This window comes from Microbispora corallina (assembly GCF_016863035.1).
Classification (GTDB): Bacteria; Actinomycetota; Actinomycetes; order Streptosporangiales; family Streptosporangiaceae; genus Microbispora; species Microbispora corallina.
Window position 1 is genome coordinate 133,732 of record NZ_BOOC01000031.1, and the last position, 25,300, is coordinate 159,031.

Here is a 25,300-nt window from a genome sequence, read left to right on the forward strand (position 1 = left end):
GTTTCCTTTCATTCGATGACATGCGTGACAGGGAAATTTCGTGGTTCAGGATGCTGCTTCCGGTGTCAGCGGACCTTGCGGAAGAACTGCCGGATGTCGCCGACCAGCAGGTCCGGGGCGTCGTGGGCGGCGAAGTGGCTGCCGCTGTCATAGACGTTCCAGGAGACGATGTTCTTGTGGTCGCGCTCGGCGAACGTGCGGATCGACTGGTAGTCCCAGGCGAAGTTCGCCAGGCCGAGGGGGACGGTGGTCGGTTCCGGCACGGTGGTGCCCCGGCCGTTCGACTTCTGTTGCACGGGTGCCGCCGCCGCGTCCTCGTAGTAGAACCGGGCCGATGAGGCGGCCGTGTTGGTCAGCCAGTAGATCATCACGTTGGTGAGCACGAAATCGGGATCGAGCGACCCGCCGAGCAACTGTGCGCTCCAGCCCAGCTGGCCGGCCGGGGAGTCCGCCAAGGCGTGGGCCAGGTTCTGCGGCTCGGTGGACTGGAGCTTGTCGTATGCCCCGCGGTTCTGGGTGAACCACTCGGCGAACCGGAGCTTGCCGAGCTCCTCCTCGGAGAGGCCGGCCAGCTCGGCGGGGTCCCCGGACGGGAACGAGAAGACCTGCGTGACGTGCACGCCGCAGACGTGGTCGGGGTCGACCCGGCCCACCTCGGGTGAGATCAGCGATCCGCCGTCGTTGCCGGCCGCGCCGTACCGGTCGTAGCCGAGCCGGCGCATCAGCTCCGCCCAGGCGCGGGCGACCCGGTAGCGGTTCCAGCCCGGCTCCCGGGTCGGGCCGGAGAAGCCGAAGCCCGGCACCGACGGGATGACCAGATGGAAGGCGTCCGCCGGGTCGCCACCGTGGGCGCGGGGGTCGGTGAGCGGGCCGATCACGTCCAGCCACTCGACCACGGTCGTCGGCCAACCGTGGGTCAGGATCAGCGGCGTCGCATCCGGCTCCGGTGACCGGACGTGCAGGAAGTGGACGCTCTGGCCGTCGATCTCGGTGGTGAACTGCGGGTACGCGTTGAGCTTCGCCTCCCAGGCCCGCCAGTCGTATCCGGTGCGCCACCGTTCGACCAGCCCCTTGACGTAGCCCACCGGAACGCCGTACTCCCACCCGGGCGGCACGGGCCCGGCCGGTGCCGCCGAAACGTCCAGGGACAGCTCCTCCGCCCACCGGGTCCGGGCCAGCCGCTGCTGGAGGTCGTCAAGATCGGACTGGGGGACGTCGATCCGGAACGGAGTGATGGCGTTGTCGTTCGTCATGGTCATCACGGTAGAGAGCAATTAGGTAAGGCCCGTTCCTAATGGCCTGGCAGACTTCAGGGAATGTTGGAAACCTCGGCGCGGCTGCTGCGCCTGCTCTCCCTGTTGCAGACACCCCGCGAGTGGACCGGCTCCGAGTTGGCCGAGCGGCTGTCGGTCAGCACCCGGACCGTCCGCAACGACGTGGATCGCCTGCGGAACCTCGGCTATCCGGTGCACGCCAGCCGGGGCGCCGTGGGCGGCTACCGGCTCGGCGCCGGTGCCACGCTGCCGCCGCTGCTGCTCGACGACGAGGAGGCGGTCGCCGTCGCGATCGGGCTGCGGACCGCCGCCGGTGGCACCATCACGGGGGTCGAGGAGACCTCCCTGCGGGCGCTCGCCAAGCTGGAACAGGTCTTGCCGTCCCGGCTCCGGCGCCGGGTCAGCACCCTCCAGCAGTACGCCGTCGCGGTGCCCAGGGATGAGCCCGGCCCGCGGGTCGACGCGGACACCCTGACCACGATCGCCACCGCCTGCCGGGACCATGAGCGGCTGCGGTTCGACTACCGCAGTCACGACGGCTCGGACAGCCGGCGGGACGTCGAGCCCTACCGGCTGGTCAACTGGGGGCGACGGTGGTACCTCATCGGCTTCGACGTCGCGCGGGCCGACTGGCGGACGTACCGGGTCGACCGGATCAGTCCGCGTACCCCGACGGGTCCCCGGTTCACCCCCCGCGAGCTGCAGGAGGACCCCGTCAACCAGGTGCGCCGGGGAGTGTCGTCGGCCGCCTGGCGGTACCGGGCCCAGGTCACCCTGCACGCCCCGGCCGATGTGGTCGCCGAACGGATCAACGCGGCCATCGGCACCGTCACGCCGGTTGACGACACCCGGTGCCTGCTGGACACCGGCGCCGACAGCGTCGAGGCGCTCGCCGTCCACCTCGGCCTGCTCGGCATCGACTTCACGGTGACAGAACCGCCGGAACTGGTCGAACTCGTACGTGTCCTCGCCGACCGCTACCACCGCGCCACCACGCGCTGATCGTCCGCATAAAAGCCTGGGAACTCGGGGGCCGGCGGATGTCGAGAATGCTCCGGCGGCTCCGTCCCAGGGGCGGATCACGACAACGACCCTGGAGGGACGCCATGCGAGCGAACGAGATCACCGAGATCCTGGACCGGCCGATCAGCCGAGAGCTGCTGGCACGGGACATCACCCGGCTGGGCTACGTGGCCAAGGACGGCACGCCCAGGAACGTCCCGATCGCGTTCACCTGGAACGGTTCGGAGATCGTCATGTGCACCACGAAGAACGCCCCGAAGCTCCCGGCTCTGCGCGAGAACCCGATGGTCGCCCTGACGATCGACACCGAGGTGCACCCGCCCAAGATCCTTTTGATCCGCGGCCGGGCCGAGCTGGACGTCGTCGACGGCATCCCGGACGAGTACCTCCACATGAACGGCTCGTACGAGATGACGCCCGAGCAGCGCATCGAGTGGGAGGCCGAGGTCCGCTCGCTCTACGACGGCATGGTCCGGATCGTGGTGACGCCGACGTGGGCGAAGCTGATCGACTTCGAGACGACCCTGCCGAGCGCGGTCGAGGAGCTGATCCGGCAGCGGGCCGAGCGTGAGCGCGCCTGAACACTGCCCGGGCGCGCATGGCGTGGCTGCCCTGATGCTCCTCGCTGAACCGTTCGGCCTGCACCGGTCCCGGCCCGGCGCCATGGCCGGTTTCCCGGATCATCGGATCCGCGCCGTGTATATCCGACCATCCAGGCACAGGGACGGCCGGCATGAGTATGATCCCGGGTATGAGCGGAGATCGAAAGGCGCGGATCACCATCACCGTGGACCCCGACGTCCTCGAATACGCCGAGCACCTCGTCGCCGCCGGTAAGGCCACCAGCGTGGCCGCCGTCTTCAACGACGCCATCGCGGAAAAGCGCATCACTGATCAGCGTGCGCTGGCGCTGCTGCGCGAACGCGCTCGTCAGGCCGACCCGGTCCGGGTGGCCCGCATGATGCGGCACGTGAACCGCCAGCTCGCCGAGCACGGGTTCCCGGCGGCATCAGGTGAGTGACCTAACCCCCACGCCGTACATCCTCGACACCAGCGTGCTGGCCGACGTCGCCCGAGGCGACGCCGATCTGATCGGCCTCCTGCAGGACCTCGACCAGGCGGGGCAACCAATCATCGTCCCCGCGCTGGCGGCCGCCGGGGCGCTCCTCGACGGCCGCGGCTCGCCGGACGCTCAGGCTCTCCTCGCCGGCCTGGCCGCGTTCGAGCACGCCGTCGTCGCCCCGCTGGACGGGGTCGCCCAATCCTCCAAGCTCGTCGACACGATGGCTGTGACCGGACTCGACGTCTACGACGCTCACGCCGCCGCCATCGCGGACGTGTCGATCTGCCCGATCCTCACCCTGCGCGGCGGCAAATGGCAGCAGCCGTCTCGCGCCCTGGGCAACCCCCTGCACGTCATCGAGATCGCCGACCCTGACGACTGATCGCACGACCGCGCCGGTCGAGGACTCCCGCCGGGAGTCGCTCCCCGCGGGATCCTCTGCGGTGACGCCGGCAGAGCAAGGAGGGTGACGGCCTCGTTTCAGGCTCCGATCCAGGCGTCGACGAGGTCGAGCCGCTCGAGTGGGGGTTCGGGCGGGCGGAATCCGAGTGCCTCGGTCAGGACGCTGTCGACGACCGGGTGGAGGCGTTCCTCGACGAACGTCTGCCAGTCGGCCTCGGACTCCCACACGTCGACGTAACGCAGGCCGTTGCCGGTGCGGTAGGCCAGATGCGCGATGAGCCCCTTGGGCGGCTCGGGTCCCAGCCCCTCCTTGATGCGGGCGTAGATGTCGGGCCCGATCGGGACCTCGTAGGTGAACGCGTGTGCCATGGGGACCTCCCCAGCGACTTTGATCCGAAATGCCTTCGGACGAATAGTGTTAGCATGAGCCCCGTGCCAGGACAGGTCAAGAGGCGATACGACGCCAGCGGGCGACGGGAGGCGGCCGAGGCCAACCGGCGGGCCATCCTGGAGGCGGCCCGCGAGTTGTTCACCGCCCGCGGCTACGCGGCCACGACGATGAACGACATCGCCGAGCGGTCCGGCGTCGCCCTGGACACCGTCTACGCCGCTGTGGGCCGCAAGCCCGCGCTCTTCCTGGAGCTGGTGGAGACCGCGCTGTCCGGCACCGACCGGGCCGTTCCCGCCCGGCAACGCGGGTACGTCCAGGCCATCCGCGCCGAACCCGACGCCGGGCGCAAGCTGGAGATATACGCGCAGGCGATCGGGGAGATCCACAGCAGGCTGGCGCCGCTGCTGCGCGTCGCCCAGACTGCGACGCATCCGGAGGTCCGCGAGGTCTGGCAGGACATCGCGCACCGGCGTGCGGTGAACATGCGGGAGCTGGCACAGGACCTCGTCGACACCGGACAGGTGCGGCCGGGGATCGACGTGGACGAGATCGCCGACGTCGTCTGGGCGACCAACTCGCCGGAGTTCTACTGCCTGCTGGTCGAGGACCGGGGCTGGCCCGCGGAGCGGTTCACCGCGTGGCTGGCCGACACCTGGCGTCGGCTGCTCATCGTCTGACGTTCGGGCCGGAGACCACCGACCGGCCGCAGCCCATTTCGAGACCCCCGTGCCACCGGGCTGGCATGCTGGGGCGGGCGGCACACCGTTTTCGGCCGGGCGGCAGGGGCGATTCCTGCGCGGCCGGGGAAGTGACGAGGCCTGCGGTGGGTGGGATCCAGGAACAGCTTCAGCGTCATATCGACACGCTGGTCGGTACCGGCGCGGAGACCGGTGTGCAGGTCGCCGTCTACAAGGACGGCGTGCTGATCGTCGACGCGGTGGCCGGCACGGCCGACCCGGCCACCGGCCGGCCGCTCACCTCCAGCACGCCGATCTTCAGTTTCTCCACCGGCAAGAACGTGTCGGCCACGCTCGCGCATCTGCTCGTGGCGCGTGGGTTTCTCGACTACGACAGCCCGGTCGTCGACCTGTGGCCCGAGTTCGGTGTGCGCGGCAAGGCCACAGCGACACTGCGGCACATACTGACCCACACGGTGGGTCTGCCGGCCATGCCGCGCGAGATCACCCCGGCTGAGCTTCCCGACTGGTCCAGGGTATGTGAGGCGCTCGCCGCTGCCGGGCCGCGCTGGCGGCCGGGCGCCGCCACGGGCTATCACTCCTACACCTTCGGCTATCTCGTCGGCGAGCTGGCCCGCCGCGCGACCGGGCGGTCCATGGGCGAGCTCCTGCGTGAATGGATCACTGTGCCGCTCGGTATCGAGGGGCAGCTGTACTTCGCCGTTCCGAAGGAGTCGTTGCCGGGGTTGGCGCGTCTGGAGCACCAGGCGGGGCAATGGCCTGCCGGCCCGGACGACGGTGACGCGATCCTCGCACCGTGGGAAGGCCGGCCGAGTGCCGATTTCGGCAACGACGGCGAGATCCTTGGCGCCGATATCCCGTCGGTGGGTACGGCCACCGCGCACGGGCTTGCCGCGATGTACAACGCCGTGCTGCAGGGTGAACTCGTCGATTCCGCGCGGTTGGCGGAACTGCCGCGGGTCGCGTTCGAGGGGGTGGACCAGGTTTTCGGCAATCCGGCGCGGATGGCGCTGGGCTACCCGCTCGGCAGGGTGGGCGCCCCTGCCGAGGAGAACTCCGTGGCGTTCGGGTGGCCGGGCGGGGGCGGAAGCTACGCCTACGCCGACCCCGCGCGAGGGGTCGCCTTCGCGCTGACGAAAACCCGGCTCGTCCCGAACTTCGACACCGCGCTGTCGGTCACCACGCTCCTGGCCGACCATCTCGCCGAGGCCCGCTGACCCCCGCGCGGATGCGCCCGGGGTGGAATTCGCGACGACCACAAGGAGAGGTTCATGTCCGCTCATACGACCGGCGACTCGACCACGCCGCAGACCAGCCTCGGCCCGTTCTCCTCGCCCGGCGCCAGCCCGACGCCGTGGGAGACGACGGAGTGGGCACTGCGCCGGATCCAGAAATTCCAGCTGTGCACCGTACGCCGGGACGGCCGCCCCCACGTGACACCGTTGCTGGCGATCTGGACGCTCGGCGCGATGTGGTTCACCACCGGCGACGGCGAGCAGAAGGCCAAGAACCTCAGCGCCAACCCCTACTGCGCGCTGACCACCGGAACCGACACCCTGACCGGCGTGGACTACGTCATCGAAGGCACCGCGAGGCTGGTCACCGACCCGGCCACCAGGCAGACCGTGGCGACCGCGTTCGAACAGGCCTATGGCTGGCAGCTCACCCGCGAGGACGGAACCTGGTACCAACTGGGCGACGCCGTTCGGACCGGGAATGTTCAGCTCTACCGGGTCCAGCCGGACAAGGGGTTCGCCTTCGCCACCGGTACCCACTCGTCCCAGACCCGCTACCGGTGGAGGTGAGGGCACAGCGCCTGGCTGCCACCGGCTCGGGGACCCTGGTCAGGCGGTTCCGGTGAGGCCGCGGAGCGCCAGGCCCAGGCCGAGCACGACGACGACGCAGGCGGTGACGATCGGCGCCACCGCCGACAGACGGGCCGCCACGCCGTGGCTCCTCACCGCGACCCGGTGCAGCGATCCGGCCAGCCTGACCAGGAGCAGCCCCGCGGCGGTGAGCGAGGCGGCCATCCCGATGCCGTAGGCGAACACGAGGGCGATCCCGAACCAGGTGCGGCCGAGCGCGACCGCGCCGAGCAGGACGACGAGCGCCGACGGGCTGGGCACCAGTCCCCCGGCCACGCCCATGCCCACGAGCCCGCGGCGCGAGCCTCGCTCCTTCCGCCCGTGATCTCCTCGCTCCCGCTCCAGGAGCGCCACCCCGCCGCTCTCCGGGCTCCGAGGTCCGTCACCGGCACCGTGCACGTGGCCGTGGCCGTGGCCGTGTCCATGGCCGTGTCCATGGCCGTGTCCATGGCCGTGCTCGTGATGACCGGGTTCGTGGCCATGACGGCCCTGCCAGGCCGACCTCAGGAGACCCGCGCCGATCGCGGTGATCAGCAGGCCGCCGGCCAGTCCGAGCCAGCGGACCACCGACTCGCCGGTGAGGGTGGAGAAGACGGTCAGCAGCAGGCCGGCCACGAGAACGCCGAGGGTGTGGGTGCCGGTCACCGTGGCGCCGACGATCAGCGCGTCACGCGGACGGCCTCGCCGCCCGGCGAGGTAGGCGGCCATGATGGTCTTGCCGTGGCCCGGGGCCAGAGCGTGGCCGGCGCCGAGCAGCGTGGCCAGGAGGACGGCCAGCAGGCCCAGCGGCACGGTCAGTGACTCGGTGCCGACCAGCCCGGTGAACGTCTCGTCCAGAGCGGCCAGTGCGTGTGCGACCGGTCCGCCGGCCGTCAGAGGCGACGCGGCCGCGATCGGCCCGGTCCCGGTGGCGACGCGCAGCTCCGCCGTACGCTGGTCGAGCGGGCTCGCCAGCAGGTCGCCGGGATAGACGCGCAGTTGCTCGCTGACGCTCGTGCCGGGAACAGGCGAGCGCACCAGACGCACCCCATCCGTGGCGACGGCGGTGATCTCCCGCCAGCCCAGCCGGTCGGCGAGGAAGGCGTCACCGAACTCGACCGTCCCCCGGGTCGCCGTGGACGCTGACAGCCGGCACGTCAGACGGCTGGTCGGCAGCCCGCCCTGCCCCGGCGCGTAGGCGAAGCCGGCCGCGGAGATCCGCCACGGCGTCAGGGTCCCGTTCACCGTGAGCCGCTGCGCGGCGGCGAGCTCGCGGCATCTGGCCATGCCGTACGCCGACCGCTCGGCGTCGGACACCGTTCCCGATCGGTCGGCGTCGACGACGGGGCGGGCCTGCAGCGTGGGCAACTCCGCGCTGTCCACGATCGCCAGGTTCGCGACCCCGTCCGGGGTGATCCGCAGGCCGTTGTAGTGGTTGACGGTGAAGTTGCCCAAGGGGTGCAGGGGCACGGCGGCGGCGGGGGCCGCGGTCACGCCGAGCATCGCGCCCAGCGTCAGGCCGGCCGCCGCGGCCGCCGTACCGAGAGTCCTTTTGAGCATCATGAGAACCTCGCCAGCGCGGGAAGATCGGGTGAGAAGGCGGGGTCGGCGTCGCGGACCCTGGCGGCGGATCTCCGTGCGTCCTCGTTCATCCCGAGGGCGCGCTCGATCTCCGCGCGGTGGTGGTGGAGCAGCGCGTTGCGCCAGCCGGTGGAGGTGGCCGTGCGGGCGTACGGAAGCGCCTCCCGGTCGCGGCCGTCGCGGTGCAGGGCCCAGGCGAGGGCGTCGGCGGCGACCACGCTCGGATTGCGGGCGTACTCGGCGCGGGCGTGTTCCACCGCCAGCGCGGGAGAGCCGTGGTCGGCCTCGTACTCGGCCCAGGTCAGGTCGTCCCTGACCCCGGCGGCCTTCATCAGGTCGCGCTGGGCGCGCAGCAGCGTCCACTGGTCCGCAGGGTCGCCGCCCTCCGCCGTCAGCACCTCGCCGTACTCGATGACGTACTGGGCGAGCGGCAGCCGGGCGACCACGGTCTGGTAGAGGCCGGCCGCCTCGGCCAGCCGGCCGCCGAGGGCGGCGGCCCTGGCGGTTCCCGCGAGGGCGGGGGTGAAGTCGGGGGCGGCCTTCAGCGCGAGGCGGTACTGCTCGGTGGCACCTCTCAGGTCACCGGAGTGCAGGGCCAGCTCGCCCAGGTAGTGGTGGCAGTAGGCGATGTCGGCGGGCGAGAACGCGTCGTCGAGGGCGTGCTCCAGCATGCGGCGGGCCGTGGCGCGGTCGCCGCGGATCTCGGCGTCGTAGGACGCCCGCGTGAAGGCCGCGACGCCGGGGTGCAGCGCCATCATCCTGTCGATCGCCCGCGTGGCGTCGCCGTACCGCCCGAGCTGGGTGTAGGCGTCGGCGAGCACCGCCTGGGCGCCCTGGCCGTACGGGTTGGCGGCCTCCGACTGCCGGGCCAGCCGTACGGCCTTGGCGAAGTCGTGGCGGCCTGCGGCGAGCGCGGCCTGACCGGTGAGCGCCGCGAAGTTGCCGGGGCGCAGGGCGACGGAGCGGGCCAGCGCCCGCTCGGCCCGTGGGTAGAAGGACGGGTCGGCGGTCAGGCGCGCCTGCTGGACGTAGGCGGAGCCGAGCTGGGCCCAGGCCTGGTAGTCGCCAGGGAGACGCCGGAGCCGGGTGGTGAGCGCCCGGATCGCGTCCTTCAGCGAGACGACGGAGACCGGGATCTCGGTGGTCTGCGCCCCGTCGGTGACGGGCGGCGACGACCGCTCGCCGGTGACGAGGGCGGCGCCCAGAGTCAGGACGGAGGCCAGCCCCAGCGCGGCGGCGGCGATCCGGAGTGTCGCGGAGGTCTTCACGGTGATCCCCTCGGGAACGGGCGCGGGACCCGGGCGGACCGGGTCCCGCGCCGCCGGTCAGCCGGCGTTGACCGACGCGTGGCCGGGCAGCGGGATGTAGGGAAACCGCGTGGTGAACGGCTTGTCGTTCTGGTCCACCTTGTCGCCGGCGGCCAGGGCGTCGACCAGCTTGCCGGTCTGGCCGGCGCCGGCCATCGCCTGGAGGGCGATGTCCACCACGTCGTCGCCCAGACGGCGCCCGTTCGGGAAGCCCTGCAGGTCGCCGGCGAGCACGCCGAGCCGGTTCGGGTTCGCCGCGGGCGGGATGGACATGTTCAGCCGCAGCATCTCCGAAGGACGCAGCCTGCCCGCGTCCTTGTTCAGACTCTGCGAGTTGAGATCGGCCTTGATCGGGCCGTTGGCCTTGGCGATGCCGGTCAGGAAGATCTCGACCAGGTCGTTCCGAGGGGTCTTCGGCGCCTTGAGGCCGTAGATGGCCTCAAGGAGCCTCGGCACCTCGGGCTCGGTGACGCGCTTGACGACGGCCGGGACGTCGGCGTCGTTCCTCGGCGGCAGCGCGTTGAACGCGTCCTTTAGCCCGGCCGGGACGACGACCTCGTTGACCAGGGGCTGGCCCAGGCGGGAAACCTGGACGTACCCCCGTGGGCTCCACTTGTCGACGGTCGACCAGACGCCGATGACCGGGTTGCGGCGCGCGTCGGCGCGCAGCGCGACCTCGCGCTTGGGCACCTGCAGGGCCAGGCTGTGCACGTTGTAGCCCTTGAGTGTGTCCCGGCCGACCTCCGACAGGTTGCCGCCGTAGAGCAGGTCGAAGACCCGCAGGTCGGCGAAGAACGCCTCGTCGGCCTGCCCGGCGAACGCCTTGCCGCCGCCGGGCAGGCTCCTGATGGACTGGGCGCGCAGTCCGGCGTAGTCGGGCATCGAGGCGGGGCCGGTGTCGCTCGGCGCCACGACGCCGTTCGAGACGAGCGTCCGCACCCCGCCGGGGGTGATCCTCTTGAGCGTGTATCGCTGCCTCAACAGCAGGTTCTTGTCGTTCAGCGAGGTGACCGGACCGTTGTCGTAGAGGAAGGTGCCCGTGTTCCGCCGGTCCTCGTTGCGGAAGGTCCACTCGTAGGTGACGTCGGGCCTCGCGTCGCCATTGCTGTCGATCTTGATGGAGTAGCGCGAGCCGGTGTCGAACTGGTAGAAGTTCGGGCCGCCGGTCGGCTCCTCGAACGGGATGAAGTTGGCCATCAGGGTGACCGTGTCGGGCTTGTCCGGGCTGACGAAGGCGTACACGTCGGTGTTGTCGTTGCGGGGGTCGCCCGCGATCATGGGGGCCTCGCGATGCGAGGACGCCACGCCGGTCTCCGCTCGGAGCAGGGCGAGCGAGGACGCGGTCACCACGCCTGCCGTGCCGAGGGCGATGAGAACGCGCCGACTGATTCGGAGCTCCATTGTCTGCTGGGTCCTTTCGGCTCCCGTCCACGCGAGTGGCCGGTCGATGCGGTACGGAGGAAAGGAACCGGCCGGATTCCTGTCTCTCGTTCGCCGCCGGTGGGCCCGGGGATTGGTCCGAGAATCTCCCGCGAAGGAAATGGCACGGCCCCCGGTCCCGTGCGGGGTCCGAGGGCCGTGCCGATGCGGTCAGGCCGAGGTGAGGTCGAGCAGCAGCATCGGCCGCGTGGTGGGCTGCGCCGACCCGCCGGCCGGTTCGACGGTCACCCCTACCTGCTCGACGCCGGCGGTGTCGACGATCACCGGAGGCACCCGGCCGGAGTCGTCGGGACGCAGCAGCCCCGCCGACCGGATCGCGCCGGGAGCGATCCGCCACAGCTGGTAGGTCTGGGACGGCGGCAGCGCCGCCAGCCCCGACGAGACGAACACCAGTCTGCCCTGGGAACGGGAGACCACGGCCGTCCCGGTGGCGCCGCGCCCCGCCGTCGCGGACACGGTGCGGGCGTCCGGCGCCGCCAGCACCGCCACGACCCCGCGGTCATCGGCTCTGACGCGCTCCAGCTCGTCCTGCGTGCGGACGGCGACCGCGCCGAGCGCCACGGACGCGGCCACCCCCGCGGCGGCCAGCCCCGCGGTGACGCGCGGCCACCATGCCGCCCCGCCCCTCCTGGAGAGACGACGACCGCCCGGCGGGACGCCGACCGTGGGAGGGAGCTGACGCACCTGTCCGATCTCGGCCAGCACCGCGGCGCGCATGCCGGGCGGCGGCTCCGCGGCGACGGCCTGCCCCAGCCGGGCGGCGGTCTCCGTCAGGCCCCGCACCTCCTGGGCGCATTCGTCGCAGGTGCGCAGATGCTCCTCGAAGCGGAGCCGTTCGAGGTCGTCGTCCATCGCGTCGAGCGCGTAGGCGCCCGCCAGTCTGTGCGGGTCGTATCCACCGGCCCCGGTCATCGTTCCACCCCCAGGCAGTCGCGCATCCGGATCAGTCCGTCGCGCATCCGGGTCTTCACGGTCGCCAGCGGCACCTTCAGCAGTTCGGCCACCTCGCGATAGGTGTAGCCCTCGTAGTAGGCGAACGTCACCGATTCCCGCTGCAACTCGGTCAGCCCGTTCAGGCAGCGGCGCAGCCGTTCGACGTCCAGCGTCCTCTCCACCGAGTCGGCGACCTCGTCGAAGGGCCGGCGCACGTCCAGGCGGGCCACCCGTTCCTCGCGGGTCGCCGCCGCCTGCGCCGAACGGACCCGGTCCACCGCGCGACGGTGTGCGACGGTCATCACCCACGCCCTCGCCGACCCCTTGGACGGGTCGTACCGGGCAGCGCTGCGCCACACCTCCACCAGCACGTCCTGAGCGACCTCCTCGCTTTGCGCCGGATTCCGCAGCACCCGCAGCACCAGCCCGTAGACCTGGCCGGCGACCTGGTCGTACACCTCCTCGAACGCGGCGTGGTCCCCCCGGGCCACCCGCCCCATCAATCGCTCCAGTCCTCCATCGCCGGCTCGCCCGGACGGCCGGTCGTCCCCTGGTCGCACGGTCGGTCTGTCCGGGCCCATGCCGCCTCCTCCGCCACGCCCACACGTCGTCGCCTGCCCTTCGGAGCCGACGGGCCGGCGGATTGGTACGCGTTCCGGGGCCGATACTCCCCCGCGCCGCCGGCTCGGACAATCAGCAGGCGATCAGGAGCAGCGGTCGGCCACGCAGATGGGGATTCCGGTGGCCGCGGCCGCGCCGTTGTCGCCCGCGGGCGGGGGCGGGCTGGGGTCGTTCCGCATCGGGGTGGTGGTGCCGAGCGCCGCGCCGGCAGAGCCCGGTGCGGCCTGGTTGTTGTACCAGGCTCGGACGCCGCCTCCGTCGTCGATGACGAGATAGTCGGCCCGCCGGTCGCCGTTGATCTCGGCCAGGTCGACCTGGCTCCGGGGGGCGCCGACGCCCGAGGCGATCTCGCCCAGCGACAGCCATGCCCCGCCCTGGCCGCCGCGGTTGTTGATCCAGGCGCGGATCTGCCCGTACTCCCCCATCACCAGGTAGTCGTCGCGGCGGTCGCCGTTGACGTCGGCGAAGGTCACGGTGCTCCCGGCCGCGCCGACACCGTCGGCGATCTGGCCCTCGCTCTTCCAGGGGGCGCCGCGAGCGCCGCGGTCGTTGAGCCAGGACCGGACCCGGCCCTGGGCGTCGACCACGAGGTAGTCGTCTCGGCCGTCGCCGTTGACGTCGGCGAACCGCACCTGGTCGGGGCTCGCGCCCACGCCGGAGGCGATCACGCCCTGGTGGGCCCACCCGGACCCGGTGTACCGCCAGGCGTCCACCTGGCCCTGGTCGCCCAGCACCAGGTAGTCGTCTCGGCCGTCGCCGTCGACGTCGGCGAACCGCACCCGGTCGCGGGGACCGGCGCCCGTGGCGATGCGGCCCTGGTAGTCCCAGCCGACATGGTCGCCGTCGAGGACGTTCCACCAGGCCGTGACCTGGCCGTCGGTGCCGACCACGAGGTAGTCGTCGCGACCGTCGCCGGTCAGGTCGGCGAACCGGACCTGCTCGCGGGTGGCGCTGCTGGAGGCGATCCGGCCCTGGTAGTCCCACGGGTCGGCGCGGCCGAACCGGTCGTTCAGCCAGGCGGTGACCGCGCCGGCGCCGTAGACGACCAGGTAGTCGTCGCGGCCGTTGCCGTCCACGTCGGCCAGGTTCACCTGGGAGCGGGCGGCGCCGGTGCTCGCGGCGATCTCGCCCTGGTACGTCCACGGCCTGTCGGCCTCGACGGTGTTGAGCCAGGCGCGGACCTGGCCCTGGTCGCCGACGACGAGGTAGTCGTCGCGGCCGTCGCCGTTGACGTCGGCGAACCGCACCTGGTCGCCGGGCACGCCGACACCCGAGGCGATCTCGCCCTGGTAGGTCCAGGGCGCGCCGCTGCCACCGATGTTGTTCAGCCAGGCGCGCACCTGCCCCTGGTCGCCGACTACCAGACAGTCGGCCCGTCCGTCGACGTCGATGTCGGCGAACCGGACCTGGTCCCCCAGCGCTCCGACACCCGAGGCGATCTCGCCCTGGTACGTCCAGTGGTCCCCGGCGTTGAACCACGCCCTGACCTGCCCCTGGTCGCCGACCACGAGGTAGTCGGCCCGTCCGTCGCCGTTGACGTCGGCGAACCGCACCTGCGCCCGGGTCGCGCCGACGCCGGAGGCGATCTCCCCCTCTCCTCCCAGCCGCTGCCCGGCTTCTTGTACCAGGCGCGGACCTTCCCCTGCTCGTCGACCACGAGGTAGTCGTCGCGCCCGTCGCCGTTCAGGTCTGCGAACCTGACCGACTCGGCGATCGCACCGACGCCCGAGGCGATCTCCCCGGCCCACTTCCAGCCGTCCAGGGTCGTGGGTGTCGGAGGGGCCGGCGGAGGAACGGACGGGTCGGGGTCGCACGCTCCCGGGTCGCCCGGGAGCAGCGGCGCGAGCTGCCCCTCGTTCTTGGCGAGGGTGATCGCACGGGCGAAGGCATCGGCCATCTTGCGGTAGCCGGTGTTGCCGGGGTGGAGCGAGTCGACCAGATCGGCCGTGGTGACCGCGCTCATGCTGACCGCCCGGACCCGTTTGCCTTCGTTGCGCAGGCCGGTGACGATCGCCGGGATCTGCGCGTTGTACTGCTGGATCCGCGCGTTCGTCACCGGAGACGTCGACGGTATGAGGGTGGCGACGAAGACGGTGGTGGACGGCGAGATGTCGGTGATCTTGTCGATCAGCGCGCGGAGCCGGTCGGGCGCCGTGGCGACGTTGTCGTTCTGCGCCATGTCGTTGGTCCCGATGTGCAGGGTGACGACGTTGGGCCGGTAGCGACGGATCGTGCAGTCGCTCACGAGGCTGTCGATCTGGCTGATCCGCCAGCCCGGATGCCCCTCATGGTCGGTGTCGGGCAGCTGGCCGGTCTTCACCGAGCCGACGAAGTCGAGCGTCTCCACGTCGTCGGCCAGCTGGTTCCACAGGCTCGCGCGGTAGCCGGTCCCGGGCGGGGTGCCGCCGACGCCGTAGGTGATCGAGTCTCCCAGCGGCAGCACCCGCAGCTGGACGCCACCGGTCGTGAAGCCGGCCCGCCGGGCCGCGTCCCAGAAACTGCCCCTGACGCCGGGGGCGTACGCGGTCAGGTTGCCGGACAGGGCGGCGACGGTGCGCCCGAACGCGGAGGTCCACCACCAGCCCTGCAGCTTCTGCCCCCAGGCCAGCAAGGTGGCGGCGGCCTTCTCCACCATCGCCTGGCCGCTCACGTCGATGAAGGGCCCGAGGGCGGCCTCCCACGCGGCGGCGCCGAGGCCGTACACGAGTGAGCGGATGAGCAGGTTGGACCAGGCGAGGTCACTGGAGGTCTTGTTGACGGCGATGGTGAGCGCGCCGTCGACGAACGTGCCCATGAAGGCGCCGAGCCCCGCGCACACCGATTTGGCCAGCACTCCCACCGGGCCCAGGGAGAGGAAGAACAACAGGCAGAGGGTCCGCGAGCCCAGGTTCGCCGCCAGGGCGCCGATGGCGATCAGCAAGGTCTGCCACTGCGTAGCGTTGGTGAGCGCCTCGTCCGTCTCGATCGTGATCGACAGGCCGGCGCCGGTCAGGGCGATGGTGCCGTCGAAGGCGACCCACTCGCGTGGCGGGGCGTCCGGCACCTCCACCGGACTGCTCTCGAGCTCCTCCTTGATCGAGTCGCTGAGCAGGGCGTGGCGCGTGTTGAGGTCGTCGACCCAGTCGGCGACCTCGGTGCGCTGGAAGCCCTCGGCGAGGGGAACTCCATGGTGATCGTGGTGGGGGTGGCAGCGTGGGCCATCGGCTCCAGGCCTGGCCTGAGCAACAGAGTCAGGGCGGCGAGCAGGGAGACCGCCACCCTGCCCAATCTCCGGGTGCGAGCGGACACGGTTCCTCCAACTGATCACGAGAGGCAAGGTCATGAAATCGCGCCCGCGTCATGGATCAGTGGCCGCGGAGTGAACAGCCGGAAACGCCCGTCCCGCCGGCGGCGTGCCGCCGCTGTGGTGTCAGAGGTTGGCGTAGCCGGGGATGCCGGCCTTGACGCGCTCGAGTTCGCGTTCGTCGGAGATGCCCTGGAAGTCGTAGCGAGGGGTGTAGGGGGCTTCCAGGCGGCGGGCCTCCTCGTCGGTGAGGTCGAGGTCGAGGGAGGCGACGGCGTCGTCGATCTGCTGAATGGTGCGGGCGCCGACGATGGGGGCCGCGACGACGGGGTTGCGGCGCAGCCAGGCGAGGGCGACCTGGGCGCGGGTGACACCGCGGGCGTCGGCGACGGCGCCGACCTCGTCGAGGATGGCCCGGTCGCTGTCGGCGGTGGCGCGGGTGTAGAGCAGGTCGGCGTACGCGCCGTCGGTGGCGGCGCGCTCGGTGGCGTTCGCCTGGTCGGCGGGACGGGCGAGGCGGCCGCGCGCGAGGGGGCTCCACACCATCGTGGCGACGCCCTCGTCGGCGCAGAGCGGGAGCATCTCGCGTTCCTCCTCGCGGGCGAGCAGGTTGTAGTGGTCCTGCATGGTGACGAACCGGGCCCATCCGTGGCGCTCCTGGAGGTGGAGGACCTTGGCGAACTGCCAGGCGTGCATCGAGGACGCCCCGAGATAGCGGGCCTTGCCGGACTTCACCACGTCGTGCAGGGCCTCCAGGGTCTCCTCCAGCGGCGTCTCGTCGTCGAGGCGGTGGATCATGTAGACGTCGACGTGGTCGGTGCCGAGGCGGCGCAGGCTGTCGTCGATCTCGGTCATGACCGCCTTGCGGGACAGCCCCTTGCCGTTGGGCCCCGGGCGCATGGCGTGGCGCACCTTCGTGGTGATGACGACCTCGTCGCGGCGTGCGTAGTCCTTGAGGGCGCGGCCGAGGATCTCCTCGCTGGAGCCGTACGAGTACAGGTTGGCGGTGTCGAAGAAGTTGACGCCGGCCTCCAGGGCGTGCCGGATCAGGGGGCGGGCGGCCTCCTCGTCGAGCGACCAGACGGGGTGGCCGCGGCCGGGCTCGCCGTACGTCATGGCGCCGATGGCGACCGGGGAGACGTCGAGGCCGGTACGGCCGAGCTTGATGTAGCGCACGCGGGCTCCTACAGTGGGGGACGAAAAAGCGGAGAACTCTCCGGATGACTCCCGAGACGTTAGCGGAGAACTCTCCGCATCGCAATCGGACGACCGCCCGCACGCAGGAGGACCACGTGCCCGACGCCGCGCCGCCGCAGCGCCCCGACGCGCTGAAGAACCGGGAGGCGATCCTTCAGGTCGCCCACGACGCGCTCGCCGAGTCGGGGGACGCCTCGCTCAACTCGATCGCCAAACGCGCGGGCGTCGGCGCCGGCACGCTCTACCGGCACTTCCCGACCCGCGAGGCGCTGATCCTGGAGGTGTACCGGCACGACGTGAGCCGCCTCGTCGGCTCCGTGCCGGACCTCCTCGCCGCCCACACGCCGCTGGACGCGCTGCGGCGCTGGTTCACCACCCTCGCCGCCTACGTGCGCCTCAAGCACGGCCTCGGCGACGCGCTGCACACCGCCGCCGCGCAGGAGGTCGTCGGCGCGACGTACGCTCCCGTCACCGCCGCCGTCGGCCGGCTCCTCGACGCGTGCGAACGCGCCGGTGAGGTGCGCCCCGGCCTCGACCCCGCCGACGTCATCATGCTGCTGAGCTGCCTGTGGCGCACCCCCGACGACCCGGACGGCGCCGCCCAGGCCGACCGCCTGCTGGAGATGGCGATCGACGGCTTCCGCCCATAGGGGGCGACATCCGCCGGCCGGACATCTCCCCCGGGCGCGGGCGGTCCCGGCGCGGAGGATGTGCTGCACGGGTTACCCGTGACGCGAGCCTGCCCGATTCCGCGATCGAAACAGCTGAGCAGCGGCGGAGAGGCGGGGCGCCCGATATCGCGGCGGCGATGCTTGGGAGGATGGTCCCGGCGCACCGCCGGACCGAGCCGCTGTGGAGGCCTGATGTCGGACGACCCGCTGCCCTGGCTGGACGAGCACACGATCACCGTCGCCGCCGGGCCCGAGGCGCTGTGGCAGGCGGCGGCCCAGGTGTTCGGCCGGTCCTTCTCGCGCGGTTCCTCGGCCCGCTACGCCCGGATGGTCGGAGCCGAGCCGTGTGCGGAGGCCTGGCCCTGGCCGCCCGCCGAGGGCTCGACCGTGCCGGGTTTCCGGGTCATGTCGGCCGTACCCGGACGAGACCTGGCGCTGGCCGGGCGGCACCGCTTCTCGGACTACACCCTCGTGTTCCGGATCGAGCCGCTCGGGCCGGGCCGCAGCCGGCTGCGGGCCGAGAGCCGGGCCGCCTTCCCGGGCGCCGCCGGGCGCGGCTACCGCATGCTGGTGATCGGCACCGGAGCCCACGTGCTCGGCATGCGCCGCCTGCTCGCGGCGATCCGCCGCCAGGCCGAGGCGACCACCCCTTAGGGATCACTGCTGGAGCGCCGCCGTACGGACCGGGTCGGGGCGGGCAGCCTCGACGCGACCGGGCAATCGGTGCACCATCGGTGCTATGCCCGCCCTTGCCCCCGGCGATCCGCGCCAGCTCGGTGAGTACTGGCTGGCGGGCCGCCTGGGAGAGGGCGGGCAGGGCGTCGTCTACGAGGGGTACGACGCGTCCGGGCGGCGTGTCGCGATCAAGGTGTTGCACCCGAGCGCCGGGGCCGAGCTGCGCGGCCGGTTCGCGAAGGAGGCCGCGGCCACCCGAGCGGTGGCGGCGTTCTGCACGGCCCGCGTCCTGTCCGTCGAGCTCGACGGCGTCCGGCCCTACATCGTCAGCGAGTACGTCGGCGGGCCCAGCCTGCGCCGGGCCGTCGAGAGCGGCGGCCCCTACGGCCCGGATGACCTGCGCCGGCTCGCCACCGGCATCGCCACCGCGCTGACCGCCATCCACGAGGCCGGGGTGATCCACCGCGATCTCAAGCCCGACAACATCCTGATCGGCCCCGACGGCCCTCGCGTCATCGACTTCGGGATCGCGCGGACCTCCGAGATGTCGCTCACGCCGACCGGCCAGGTCGCCGGCACACCCGCCTTCATGGCCCCCGAGACCGTCGTCGGCCAGCGCGCCGGGCCCGCCGTGGACGTCTGGGCGTGGGGCGCCGTCGTCCTGTACGCGGCCATCGGCCGCGACCCCTTCGACGGCGAGAACCTGGCCGCGCTGCTGCACCGCATCCTGGCCGCCGACATCGACGTGTCCTTCCTCCAGGAGCCGCTGCGCGATCTCGTCGCCGCGGCGCTCGCCAAGGACCCCGGCGACCGTCCGACCTCCCGGTCCCTGCTGCTGTCGCTCGTCGGCGGCCGCGGGCTGAACGCCGACGCGCTGCTGGCCGAGGGCAGCAGGGCCGCCGAGCGGATACGACCTCCGGCGCAGCTGTCGCCGCCGCCCCTCGAATCGGTCGCCGAGCAGGTCTACCGGCGCCTGCGCGGCACCGACCAGGCGCTCGTGCCCCAGATCATGCTCCGGATGGTCATGCCCGGCGACGGCGCCGAGGACATGTTGCGCCAGGTCCGCTCCGACGAACTCGACGACGGCGTCGTCCACCCGCCCGTCCTCGAACGCGTCCTGACCGGGTTCGTCCGCGCGGAGCTGGTCGTCCGCAACGGCGAGACGGTCTCGCTGGCCAACGCCGCCCTGCTGCGCGCCTGGCCCCGGATGCGTGAGTGGATCGACGCCGACCGCGACGGGCTGCGCGTCCACCGCCGCCTGGGCGCCGCCGCCCAGCACTGGGACGCCCACGGCCGCCGCACCGCCGACCTCTACCAGGGCAGTGCCCTGGAGACCGCGCTCAGCTGGGCCGCCACCGGCCGCCAGCACGTCACGCTCAATCTGGTCGAGAGCGCCTTCCTCGACGCCGGCCTGGCCCACAGCCGGATCCGCGACCGGCGCCGCAGGCAGATCACCGCCGCCCTGTCGGGGCTGCTGGTCATCGCGCTCGCCGCCGGCGGCGTCGCCGTCACGCAGCGGGCGGAGGCCGTACGGGAACGTGACATCGGCCTGGCCCGCGCCCTTGCGGCGGAGGCCGAGACGGCGCGCGCCGACGACCCGCTGCGCGCGATGACACTCAGCGTGCGCGCCTGGCGGCTCGCCCCGGTGCTGGAGGCCAGGGCCGCCCTGTACGGCTCGGTGTCCCAGCTGGAGGACGACGTCTTCCGGCCGTCGAACGTGACGGGGGCCGCGGTGTTCGCGCTCAGCCACGACGGGCGGCGGCTGGCGATCGCCGACTCGGGCCGGGCGTCGGTGTGGGACGTCCGCACACGGCGGCGGGTCGCCGAAGTGGACATCCCCGGCGGCGCGGTGACCGCTGCCGCCTTCAGCCCCGACGGCCGGGTGCTGGCCGTGGCCGGCCCGACGGTCACCACCTGGGACCTCACCACGTCGCGCCCCGCAGGACCCGCCTTCGGCAGAGGCGGGAGCGAACTGACCTTCAGTCCCGGCGGCCGATACCTGGCGATCGTCGATGTGAAGGCGGGCCGCTGGCAGGTGTGGGAGCCCGGCTCGGGCCGCCTGGTCGTCGACCGCCCGGGCCCGGACGTCAAGGCCGTCGCCATGTCGGACCGGTTCGCCGCACCCATGGTCACCGGACGGCGGTTCGAGTTCTGGGACCTGGCCACCGGCGCGCCCGTGGACGCACCCGACGGAGGCAGGGGCGCGGCCGTCGCCTTCGGTCCCGGCGGCGCGGTCGCCGTCTGCGCCGGAGACCAGGTGCGCATTCACCGTCCCGATGGCGCCGACGTCGTCCTGGAAGGCGCGGCCGCCGCGCGCATGGAGTTCAGCCCCGACGGCGCGCTGCTGCTCACCTTCGACTGGTCGGCGATCGGCGTCTGGTCGGCCGTCACGGGCCGCAGTCTCCTTTCCTATGGTCTCGACGACTCCGGCGGCGGGCTGACCGCGACCGTCGGACCCGGCGACCGCACCCTGAGCTATCTGCGCGGCGACGGGTCCGTGGTGACGATCTCCCTCGGCGACCTCACCGGCTCCTCGGGCACGGCGCAGGGGATCGCGAGCGGCCAGCTCAGCGCGGACGGCCGTCTCGCCGCCTACTCGGACGGCACCCGCGTATGGCTGCGTGACACCCGCCGTGGTGCGGCCGTCGCCCTGGCCGAAGGGCTGGCGCTCGCCTTCTCCCCCGACGGGCGGACACTCGCGACGGGGGCCCTGGCCTCGCCCGACGTGACGGTCTGGGACCTCGTGACGTGGCCCCCCACGGTGCTCACCCGCCTGAGGCGCCCGCCGGGCATGTGGCCCAGAGGACTGGCCTTCAGCCCGTCGGGCCGCTACCTCGCCGTCGCCCCGGCCCGCGACGACGCCTGGGGGCCCGTGGAGATCTGGCGAACCGCGGTCGCGACGGGCGGATCGTCCGCCCTCCCTTGGAGCCGGGTTCCCGGGCCGGGGCCGTCGCCCGGGCCGCCCGGCGCGGACGCGATGGCCTTCGACCCGGCCGACACGGCGCTGGCCGTCGGGAGCGAGCACAACGCCCTGGTGTCCCTGACCGGAGGGCGGAGCGCCGCAGGCTCCTTCGGGGCCAGCGGAACGGGCGTGAGGTCGGTGGCCTTCAGCCACAGCGGCGCGATCATCGCCACCGGGTTCAGCGACGTGGGCGTCGCCCTGTGGGACGCCACGACCCATGCGCGGATCGGGCAGCTCGCCATGCCCGGTGACGAGGCGACGGCGCTGGCGTTCTCACCGGACGACCGATACCTCGCCGTCGGCGGTCAAAGCGGCGAGGTGAGCCTGTGGGACGTGGCGTCGCGGCGGCCGCTGGGCACGCCGTACCGGATGCAGGCGGGCGTCGTCCTCTCACTAGCGTTCACCCCCGACGGCCGTCGGCTGCTCAGCCTGGCGGAGGACGAGGTGCTGCGCACGTATCCGATCGACCCGCGGGCCGCGCTGGACGTCGTGTGCGCGCGGCTGGCGCTCTACGGGAGGGACTGCCCAACGTCATGAACTGGCTCACCACGCTCCTGCGGCGGCTCCTCGACTTTCTGCGATGGCTGCTCGGCCTCCTGCGCGGCGGCACGGTCGACGTCGACGTCCCCGCGCACATCGCCTTCACCGAGGTCGATCCCGACCCGGTGCTCCTCGTCGCCGGATCGAGGGCGTCGGTCAGGGCCCGGGCGGTCACCGCGGGCGGGCGCGACGAGACGCTGACCGGAACGCTCATCGCCCCCGACGGGACGACCGCGCCGCTGGCCTTCCGCGCCGCGCTGACGACTCCCGAGGAGACCTCGTGGGAGGCCGACGGCCCGCTCCCGGTGGCCGCCGCCGGCTCCTGGCGGCTCTCCCTCGCGTACGGCAAGGCGGAGGCCGAGGTGACGTTCACCGCGGAGGAACCCGACGCCCGGCGGGCCACCCGGTTCCCGGCGTTCGACGTCACGCCCGAGGAGGAGGACGCCGGAACCCCGATCCTGCTGCGCGGGGCACTGGAGGTGCAGGTGGGCGGCGGCCAGGAGTTCGCCGGGTTCGCCGACCAGCCGGTGACGCTGGAGTTCCGCTACCCGGACTCCTTCGCCTGGATCGAGATCACCGACACGGTGACCGGGCCGAGGGGCAACTTCGAGGTGACCGTCACGGCCGAGGAGTCGGGGTTCTGGCGGGCGGCCTACGATCCCCCCGAGGACGTGCCCGGACCGGTCATGACGTTCGCCGCCGACCAGGCGAGAGCGGCGAGCGCGACGCGCGGCGCCCGGAGCCGGGAGGCCCGGAACACGGCCCGGGTGCCTCCGGAGTTCCTGCACGTCCGCATCTTCAGCTTCGCCGCGTCCCCCTCGACGATCGGGTCGAAGGAGAACGTGGTGTTCAGCGGATACCTCCGGCGGAGGCGGGAGAAGGACAAGAACACCAAGAGCTGGGAGAACTACTCCGGCAGGAGCGTCGGGGTGAAGCAGAAGGACGGTTCGCCGTCAGGAGCGGACGTCACCCGCAACAACGGCTTCTTCACCGTCGGGTTCACCCCTGGGGAGACCGGCACGTGGAAGGCCCACTACCAGAAACGCGGCACCAGCGAGGGCAACGGCGATGCCAGCGTCAAGGTGAAGCGGAAGTGAAGGACATCGGGACCACCCGCCCGAGCGCACGGCCGTCGTCCCGCTGACGGCGGCCGTGCGCTCATGACCGCGAGCCGTATTCGACCGTACGGGTGCGGTCAGGAGCGGGTCCACCTCTGGTTGGCGCCGCCGTTGCAGGTCCAGATCTGCACCTTGGTGCCGTTGGCGGTCTGGTTGCCGTTCACGTCCAGGCACAGGTTCGACTGGACGCCCACGACGCTGCCGTTGGAGTTGAGGGTCCACTTCTGGTTGACGCCGCCGTTGCAGTCCCAGATGCCCACCGCGGACCCGGCCGTCGTCTTCTGGTCGAACACGTCGAGGCATTTGGCGCCGCCGAACGCGCGCAGCTCGCCGGCGGAGGTGAGGGACCACTTCTGGCCCCCGCCGCCGTTGCAGTCGTAGATCTGCGCGGTCGAGCCGTTGACGGCGGCGCCGCCGGTGACGTCGAGGCAGCGGCCCGACTGGGCGCCGACGAGCGAGAAGCTCTGCGAGGGCACCGCGGCCCATGTGCCGGTGGCCGTGTCGATGGTCCAGGCGTCGTAGTAGGTGCTCATCGACGCGGTGCCGCCGTTGATCGTGAGCGGCAGCCAGACGGGGAGGGAGCTGTTGAGGTCGTTGGAGTTCCACCGGTCGCCGATGTAGACGTACGTGGTGCCGGACGAACCGGAGACCGGCAGGACGAACGAGGTCTGGGAGTCGAACGTGCGGCTGCCGGACGGGGCGAAGGTGCTGAATCCGCTCCACGGGCCGGACGGCGAGCCGGCGGTGGCGTAGACGTTGTCGTTGGTGGACCAGCCCGTGAGGTGTGAGGCGAACAGCAGGTACCGTCCGTTCACCTTCACCATGGCGGGGGACTCCAGGTCGGCGAGCACCGCCGCCGTGCTCACCGCCTGGGTGTAGTCGTTCGAGAGCCGGTCGATGCGCAGGCCGTGGGCGCGGTCCTCGGTCAGCAGGTACGCCGTGCCGTCGTCGTCCTTGAACAGGCCGATGTCCCGGCTTTCGAACCCGAGGGGGCGGGAGGATCCCCGATAGGTGTACGGCCCGCACGGCGTCGGGCTCGTGGCCACCCCGGCGCGCGCGTCGCTGTAGGAGGAGTTGTCGATGTGCACCCACATCACGTACTGGCCGGTGGCGGAGTTGTAGAGCACCTTCGGCCGCTCCACGATGCGCCCTGCCGCGAGGTCGCCGCTGCTCTGACGGCTCAGTGCGTTGCCCACCCTGGTCCAGGTGGCGAGGTCGGTCGAGGAGTAGCAGGCCACCGCGGTGAACGTGGCGCCGGCCGTCTTGTCCTCGCCGACCATGTAGTACGTCGAACCGACCTTGAACACGCCGGCGCCGTGCGCCTGCAGCCGGTTGCCCGCGGTGTCGTACCAGAGCACACCGGGGTGGATCGTCGCGGCGGCGGACAGGGCCGGAGCGGGCACGAGCAACCCGGCGATCGTGAGAACGGCCGCGATGAGCGTCGTCGACCAGGCCAGTCTTCTTCTCATGGTTGCCAATCCGCTCGCGGTGGACGGAGCGCCCCGTTCACCGCGGCGGAGGACCACGTGCCGGCCGCGGGCGTCGGACGTGCGTCGGAAGCTATCCGCGGTTCGGGCGCGGGGCAACGGCGAGGGGGCGGCCGGCTCCCGCCCTCCACCGCTGACCTGGGCACGGGACCGGCCCGCCGGACACGGCGGAGGAAACTTTCACGGCTCTTCGGCTCCGAACGCCGCAGGCCGGAAGCCGGCGGGAGGCGGAGTGCGCTCCGCCTCCCGAACGTCGATGAGCCGTGCACGGCCTCACACAGTGATCACATGGTGCGTCGCCGGATCGCCGCCTCGAGGTTGTCGAGCTCGTCGCCGCGATGGGCGCGGTGCTGCTGCGTCCACGTGTCGTCGTGGAGGGGGTCGAGCGTCATGACCAGGGTCGTGCGGTCACCGGCGGGCTCGATGTCGATGGTCGTCAGGTGCTCGTACGGCTCGTGGTCCGGCACGAAGTCGATCGGCGACACGTAGGCGAGGCGGGTCGGCGCCGCGACCTCGGTGAACGTCTTGTGCAACTCGCTCGAGAGCGGCATGCCGGCGTCCCGCATGTACGCGACCTGCTCCGGGGCGGTCGCGGTCATGGTGAACCGCACCTGACCGCCGGGCCTGACCTCGAGCTCGCTCACCCGGCTTTCGAAGCCCTTGGGCGCCCACCACTCCTCGAGGCCGGCGGCGGTGGTCAACAGCTCCCAGACGAGCTCCGCCGGGGCGTCGTAGGTGCGCTCGAGCCGCGCGGCGTTCGTGCCGGTCGTGTATTCGGTGGTCATGGAAT

General features: G+C 72.1%; 22 protein-coding genes and 1 pseudogene. 11 read left to right on the forward strand and 12 right to left on the reverse strand.

Going from position 1 to position 25,300, the window contains the following annotated elements; all coding sequences use genetic code 11:
- Positions 1 to 65: 65 nt before the first annotated feature.
- Positions 66 to 1,259 (reverse strand): epoxide hydrolase family protein, encoded by a 1,194-nt coding sequence (locus tag Mco01_RS27670; RefSeq protein WP_204059785.1) that lies wholly within the window; start codon positions 1,257 to 1,259, stop codon positions 66 to 68.
- 57 nt (positions 1,260 to 1,316) lie between these two features.
- Between Mco01_RS27670 and Mco01_RS27675 the strand changes: the two genes are divergently transcribed.
- The 4 genes from Mco01_RS27675 to Mco01_RS27690 all read left to right on the forward strand — a co-directional run bounded on the left by Mco01_RS27675 (position 1,317) and on the right by Mco01_RS27690 (position 3,742).
- Positions 1,317 to 2,276: a helix-turn-helix transcriptional regulator gene (locus Mco01_RS27675; protein WP_204059786.1), complete on the forward strand. Its 960-nt coding sequence runs from the start codon at positions 1,317 to 1,319 to the stop codon at positions 2,274 to 2,276.
- A gap of 104 nt (positions 2,277 to 2,380) precedes the next feature.
- Complete coding sequence (locus tag Mco01_RS27680; protein ID WP_204059787.1) at positions 2,381 to 2,878, forward strand: pyridoxamine 5'-phosphate oxidase family protein; 498 nt, start codon at positions 2,381 to 2,383, stop codon at positions 2,876 to 2,878.
- 170 nt (positions 2,879 to 3,048) lie between these two features.
- Positions 3,049 to 3,318 (forward strand): hypothetical protein, encoded by a 270-nt coding sequence (locus Mco01_RS27685; protein WP_204059788.1) that lies wholly within the window; start codon positions 3,049 to 3,051, stop codon positions 3,316 to 3,318.
- Positions 3,311 to 3,742, forward strand: coding sequence for a PIN domain-containing protein (locus Mco01_RS27690; protein WP_204059789.1), 432 nt, complete (start codon positions 3,311 to 3,313; stop codon positions 3,740 to 3,742). Before Mco01_RS27685 ends, Mco01_RS27690 begins: the two co-directional genes overlap by 8 nt.
- Before the next feature lie 98 nt (positions 3,743 to 3,840).
- On the opposite strand, the gene Mco01_RS27695 is transcribed toward Mco01_RS27690, so the two are convergent.
- Complete coding sequence (locus tag Mco01_RS27695) at positions 3,841 to 4,131, reverse strand: hypothetical protein (protein WP_204059790.1); 291 nt, start codon at positions 4,129 to 4,131, stop codon at positions 3,841 to 3,843.
- A 54-nt stretch (positions 4,132 to 4,185) separates the two neighbouring features.
- On the opposite strand from Mco01_RS27695, the gene Mco01_RS27700 reads away from it, so the two are divergent.
- From Mco01_RS27700 to Mco01_RS27710, 3 genes are all read left to right on the forward strand, one after another.
- The gene (locus Mco01_RS27700) at positions 4,186 to 4,830 is read left to right on the forward strand and encodes a TetR/AcrR family transcriptional regulator (RefSeq protein ID WP_204059791.1); all 645 of its coding nucleotides are present in this window, start codon (positions 4,186 to 4,188) and stop codon (positions 4,828 to 4,830) included.
- A 146-nt stretch (positions 4,831 to 4,976) separates the two neighbouring features.
- On the forward strand, positions 4,977 to 6,068 hold the full coding sequence (locus tag Mco01_RS27705; RefSeq protein ID WP_204059792.1) for a serine hydrolase domain-containing protein: 1,092 nt from the start codon (positions 4,977 to 4,979) through the stop codon (positions 6,066 to 6,068).
- A 54-nt stretch (positions 6,069 to 6,122) separates the two neighbouring features.
- Positions 6,123 to 6,656, forward strand: coding sequence for a pyridoxamine 5'-phosphate oxidase family protein (locus Mco01_RS27710; RefSeq protein WP_204059793.1), 534 nt, complete (start codon positions 6,123 to 6,125; stop codon positions 6,654 to 6,656).
- Positions 6,657 to 6,695: 39 nt separating this feature from the next.
- On the opposite strand, the gene Mco01_RS27715 is transcribed toward Mco01_RS27710, so the two are convergent.
- From Mco01_RS27715 to Mco01_RS27745, 8 genes and pseudogenes are all read right to left on the reverse strand, one after another.
- A complete protein-coding gene (locus Mco01_RS27715; RefSeq protein ID WP_239103955.1) occupies positions 6,696 to 8,255 on the reverse strand; it encodes a High-affinity nickel-transporter in 1,560 nt (519 codons plus the stop codon).
- Positions 8,255 to 9,544, reverse strand: a complete 1,290-nt coding sequence (locus Mco01_RS27720) for a tetratricopeptide repeat protein (protein WP_204059794.1) — start codon at positions 9,542 to 9,544, stop codon at positions 8,255 to 8,257. Before Mco01_RS27720 ends, Mco01_RS27715 begins: the two co-directional genes overlap by 1 nt.
- Positions 9,545 to 9,601: 57 nt before the next feature.
- Positions 9,602 to 10,984, reverse strand: a complete 1,383-nt coding sequence (locus tag Mco01_RS27725) for a DUF4331 domain-containing protein (RefSeq protein WP_204059795.1) — start codon at positions 10,982 to 10,984, stop codon at positions 9,602 to 9,604.
- A 189-nt stretch (positions 10,985 to 11,173) separates the two neighbouring features.
- Positions 11,174 to 11,935, reverse strand: coding sequence for an anti-sigma factor (locus Mco01_RS27730; RefSeq protein WP_204059796.1), 762 nt, complete (start codon positions 11,933 to 11,935; stop codon positions 11,174 to 11,176).
- Positions 11,932 to 12,537 (reverse strand): ECF RNA polymerase sigma factor SigK, encoded by a 606-nt coding sequence (gene sigK, locus Mco01_RS27735; protein WP_204059797.1) that lies wholly within the window; start codon positions 12,535 to 12,537, stop codon positions 11,932 to 11,934. Before sigK ends, Mco01_RS27730 begins: the two co-directional genes overlap by 4 nt.
- A gap of 123 nt (positions 12,538 to 12,660) precedes the next feature.
- Positions 12,661 to 14,130 (reverse strand): FG-GAP repeat domain-containing protein, encoded by a 1,470-nt coding sequence (locus Mco01_RS39320; protein WP_239103957.1) that lies wholly within the window; start codon positions 14,128 to 14,130, stop codon positions 12,661 to 12,663.
- A gap of 341 nt (positions 14,131 to 14,471) precedes the next feature.
- A pseudogene (locus Mco01_RS40080) lies at positions 14,472 to 15,899 on the reverse strand (SGNH/GDSL hydrolase family protein); the annotation flags it as partial.
- A gap of 87 nt (positions 15,900 to 15,986) precedes the next feature.
- Positions 15,987 to 17,036, reverse strand: a complete 1,050-nt coding sequence (locus Mco01_RS27745; protein ID WP_204059799.1) for an aldo/keto reductase — start codon at positions 17,034 to 17,036, stop codon at positions 15,987 to 15,989.
- 116 nt (positions 17,037 to 17,152) lie between these two features.
- On the opposite strand from Mco01_RS27745, the gene Mco01_RS27750 reads away from it, so the two are divergent.
- The 4 genes from Mco01_RS27750 to Mco01_RS27765 all read left to right on the forward strand — a co-directional run bounded on the left by Mco01_RS27750 (position 17,153) and on the right by Mco01_RS27765 (position 23,002).
- Complete coding sequence (locus tag Mco01_RS27750; protein WP_204059800.1) at positions 17,153 to 17,707, forward strand: TetR/AcrR family transcriptional regulator; 555 nt, start codon at positions 17,153 to 17,155, stop codon at positions 17,705 to 17,707.
- Positions 17,708 to 17,920: 213 nt separating this feature from the next.
- Complete coding sequence (locus Mco01_RS27755; protein WP_204059801.1) at positions 17,921 to 18,382, forward strand: SRPBCC family protein; 462 nt, start codon at positions 17,921 to 17,923, stop codon at positions 18,380 to 18,382.
- 85 nt (positions 18,383 to 18,467) lie between these two features.
- Positions 18,468 to 21,902: a WD40 repeat domain-containing serine/threonine protein kinase gene (locus Mco01_RS27760; protein WP_204059802.1), complete on the forward strand. Its 3,435-nt coding sequence runs from the start codon at positions 18,468 to 18,470 to the stop codon at positions 21,900 to 21,902.
- Positions 21,899 to 23,002 carry a hypothetical protein gene (locus Mco01_RS27765; protein WP_204059803.1) on the forward strand — a complete coding sequence of 368 codons (1,104 nt, stop codon included), beginning with the start codon at positions 21,899 to 21,901 and terminating at the stop codon, positions 23,000 to 23,002. Before Mco01_RS27760 ends, Mco01_RS27765 begins: the two co-directional genes overlap by 4 nt.
- Positions 23,003 to 23,100: 98 nt before the next feature.
- Here Mco01_RS27765 and Mco01_RS27770 read toward each other — a convergent pair whose 3' ends face one another.
- Together Mco01_RS27770 and Mco01_RS27775 are read right to left on the reverse strand one after the other, a co-directional pair.
- Entirely contained in the window at positions 23,101 to 24,492 is a 1,392-nt protein-coding gene (locus Mco01_RS27770) for a ricin-type beta-trefoil lectin domain protein (protein ID WP_204059804.1), read from the reverse strand.
- Positions 24,493 to 24,794: 302 nt separating this feature from the next.
- On the reverse strand, positions 24,795 to 25,295 hold the full coding sequence (locus tag Mco01_RS27775; protein ID WP_204059805.1) for an SRPBCC family protein: 501 nt from the start codon (positions 25,293 to 25,295) through the stop codon (positions 24,795 to 24,797).
- Positions 25,296 to 25,300 lie beyond the last annotated feature (5 nt).

Bases quoted from the DNA above. Each gene is read 5' to 3' on its own strand.
- Mco01_RS27670 (WP_204059785.1), bottom strand. From the start codon at position 1,259: ATGACCATGACGAACGACAACGCCATCACTCCGTTCCGGATCGACGTC.
- Mco01_RS27675 (WP_204059786.1), top strand. From the start codon at position 1,317: ATGTTGGAAACCTCGGCGCGGCTGCTGCGCCTGCTCTCCCTGTTGCAG.
- Mco01_RS27680 (WP_204059787.1), top strand. From the start codon at position 2,381: ATGCGAGCGAACGAGATCACCGAGATCCTGGACCGGCCGATCAGCCGA.
- Mco01_RS27685 (WP_204059788.1), top strand. From the start codon at position 3,049: ATGAGCGGAGATCGAAAGGCGCGGATCACCATCACCGTGGACCCCGAC.
- Mco01_RS27695 (WP_204059790.1), bottom strand. From the start codon at position 4,131: ATGGCACACGCGTTCACCTACGAGGTCCCGATCGGGCCCGACATCTAC.
- Mco01_RS27700 (WP_204059791.1), top strand. From the start codon at position 4,186: ATGAGCCCCGTGCCAGGACAGGTCAAGAGGCGATACGACGCCAGCGGG.
- Mco01_RS27710 (WP_204059793.1), top strand. From the start codon at position 6,123: ATGTCCGCTCATACGACCGGCGACTCGACCACGCCGCAGACCAGCCTC.
- Mco01_RS27715 (WP_239103955.1), bottom strand. From the start codon at position 8,255: ATGCTCAAAAGGACTCTCGGTACGGCGGCCGCGGCGGCCGGCCTGACG.
- Mco01_RS27725 (WP_204059795.1), bottom strand. From the start codon at position 10,984: ATGGAGCTCCGAATCAGTCGGCGCGTTCTCATCGCCCTCGGCACGGCA.
- Mco01_RS27730 (WP_204059796.1), bottom strand. From the start codon at position 11,935: ATGACCGGGGCCGGTGGATACGACCCGCACAGACTGGCGGGCGCCTAC.
- sigK (WP_204059797.1), bottom strand. From the start codon at position 12,537: ATGGGCCCGGACAGACCGACCGTGCGACCAGGGGACGACCGGCCGTCC.
- Mco01_RS27755 (WP_204059801.1), top strand. From the start codon at position 17,921: ATGTCGGACGACCCGCTGCCCTGGCTGGACGAGCACACGATCACCGTC.
- Mco01_RS27760 (WP_204059802.1), top strand. From the start codon at position 18,468: ATGCCCGCCCTTGCCCCCGGCGATCCGCGCCAGCTCGGTGAGTACTGG.
- Mco01_RS27765 (WP_204059803.1), top strand. From the start codon at position 21,899: ATGAACTGGCTCACCACGCTCCTGCGGCGGCTCCTCGACTTTCTGCGA.
- Mco01_RS27770 (WP_204059804.1), bottom strand. From the start codon at position 24,492: ATGAGAAGAAGACTGGCCTGGTCGACGACGCTCATCGCGGCCGTTCTC.
- Mco01_RS27775 (WP_204059805.1), bottom strand. From the start codon at position 25,295: ATGACCACCGAATACACGACCGGCACGAACGCCGCGCGGCTCGAGCGC.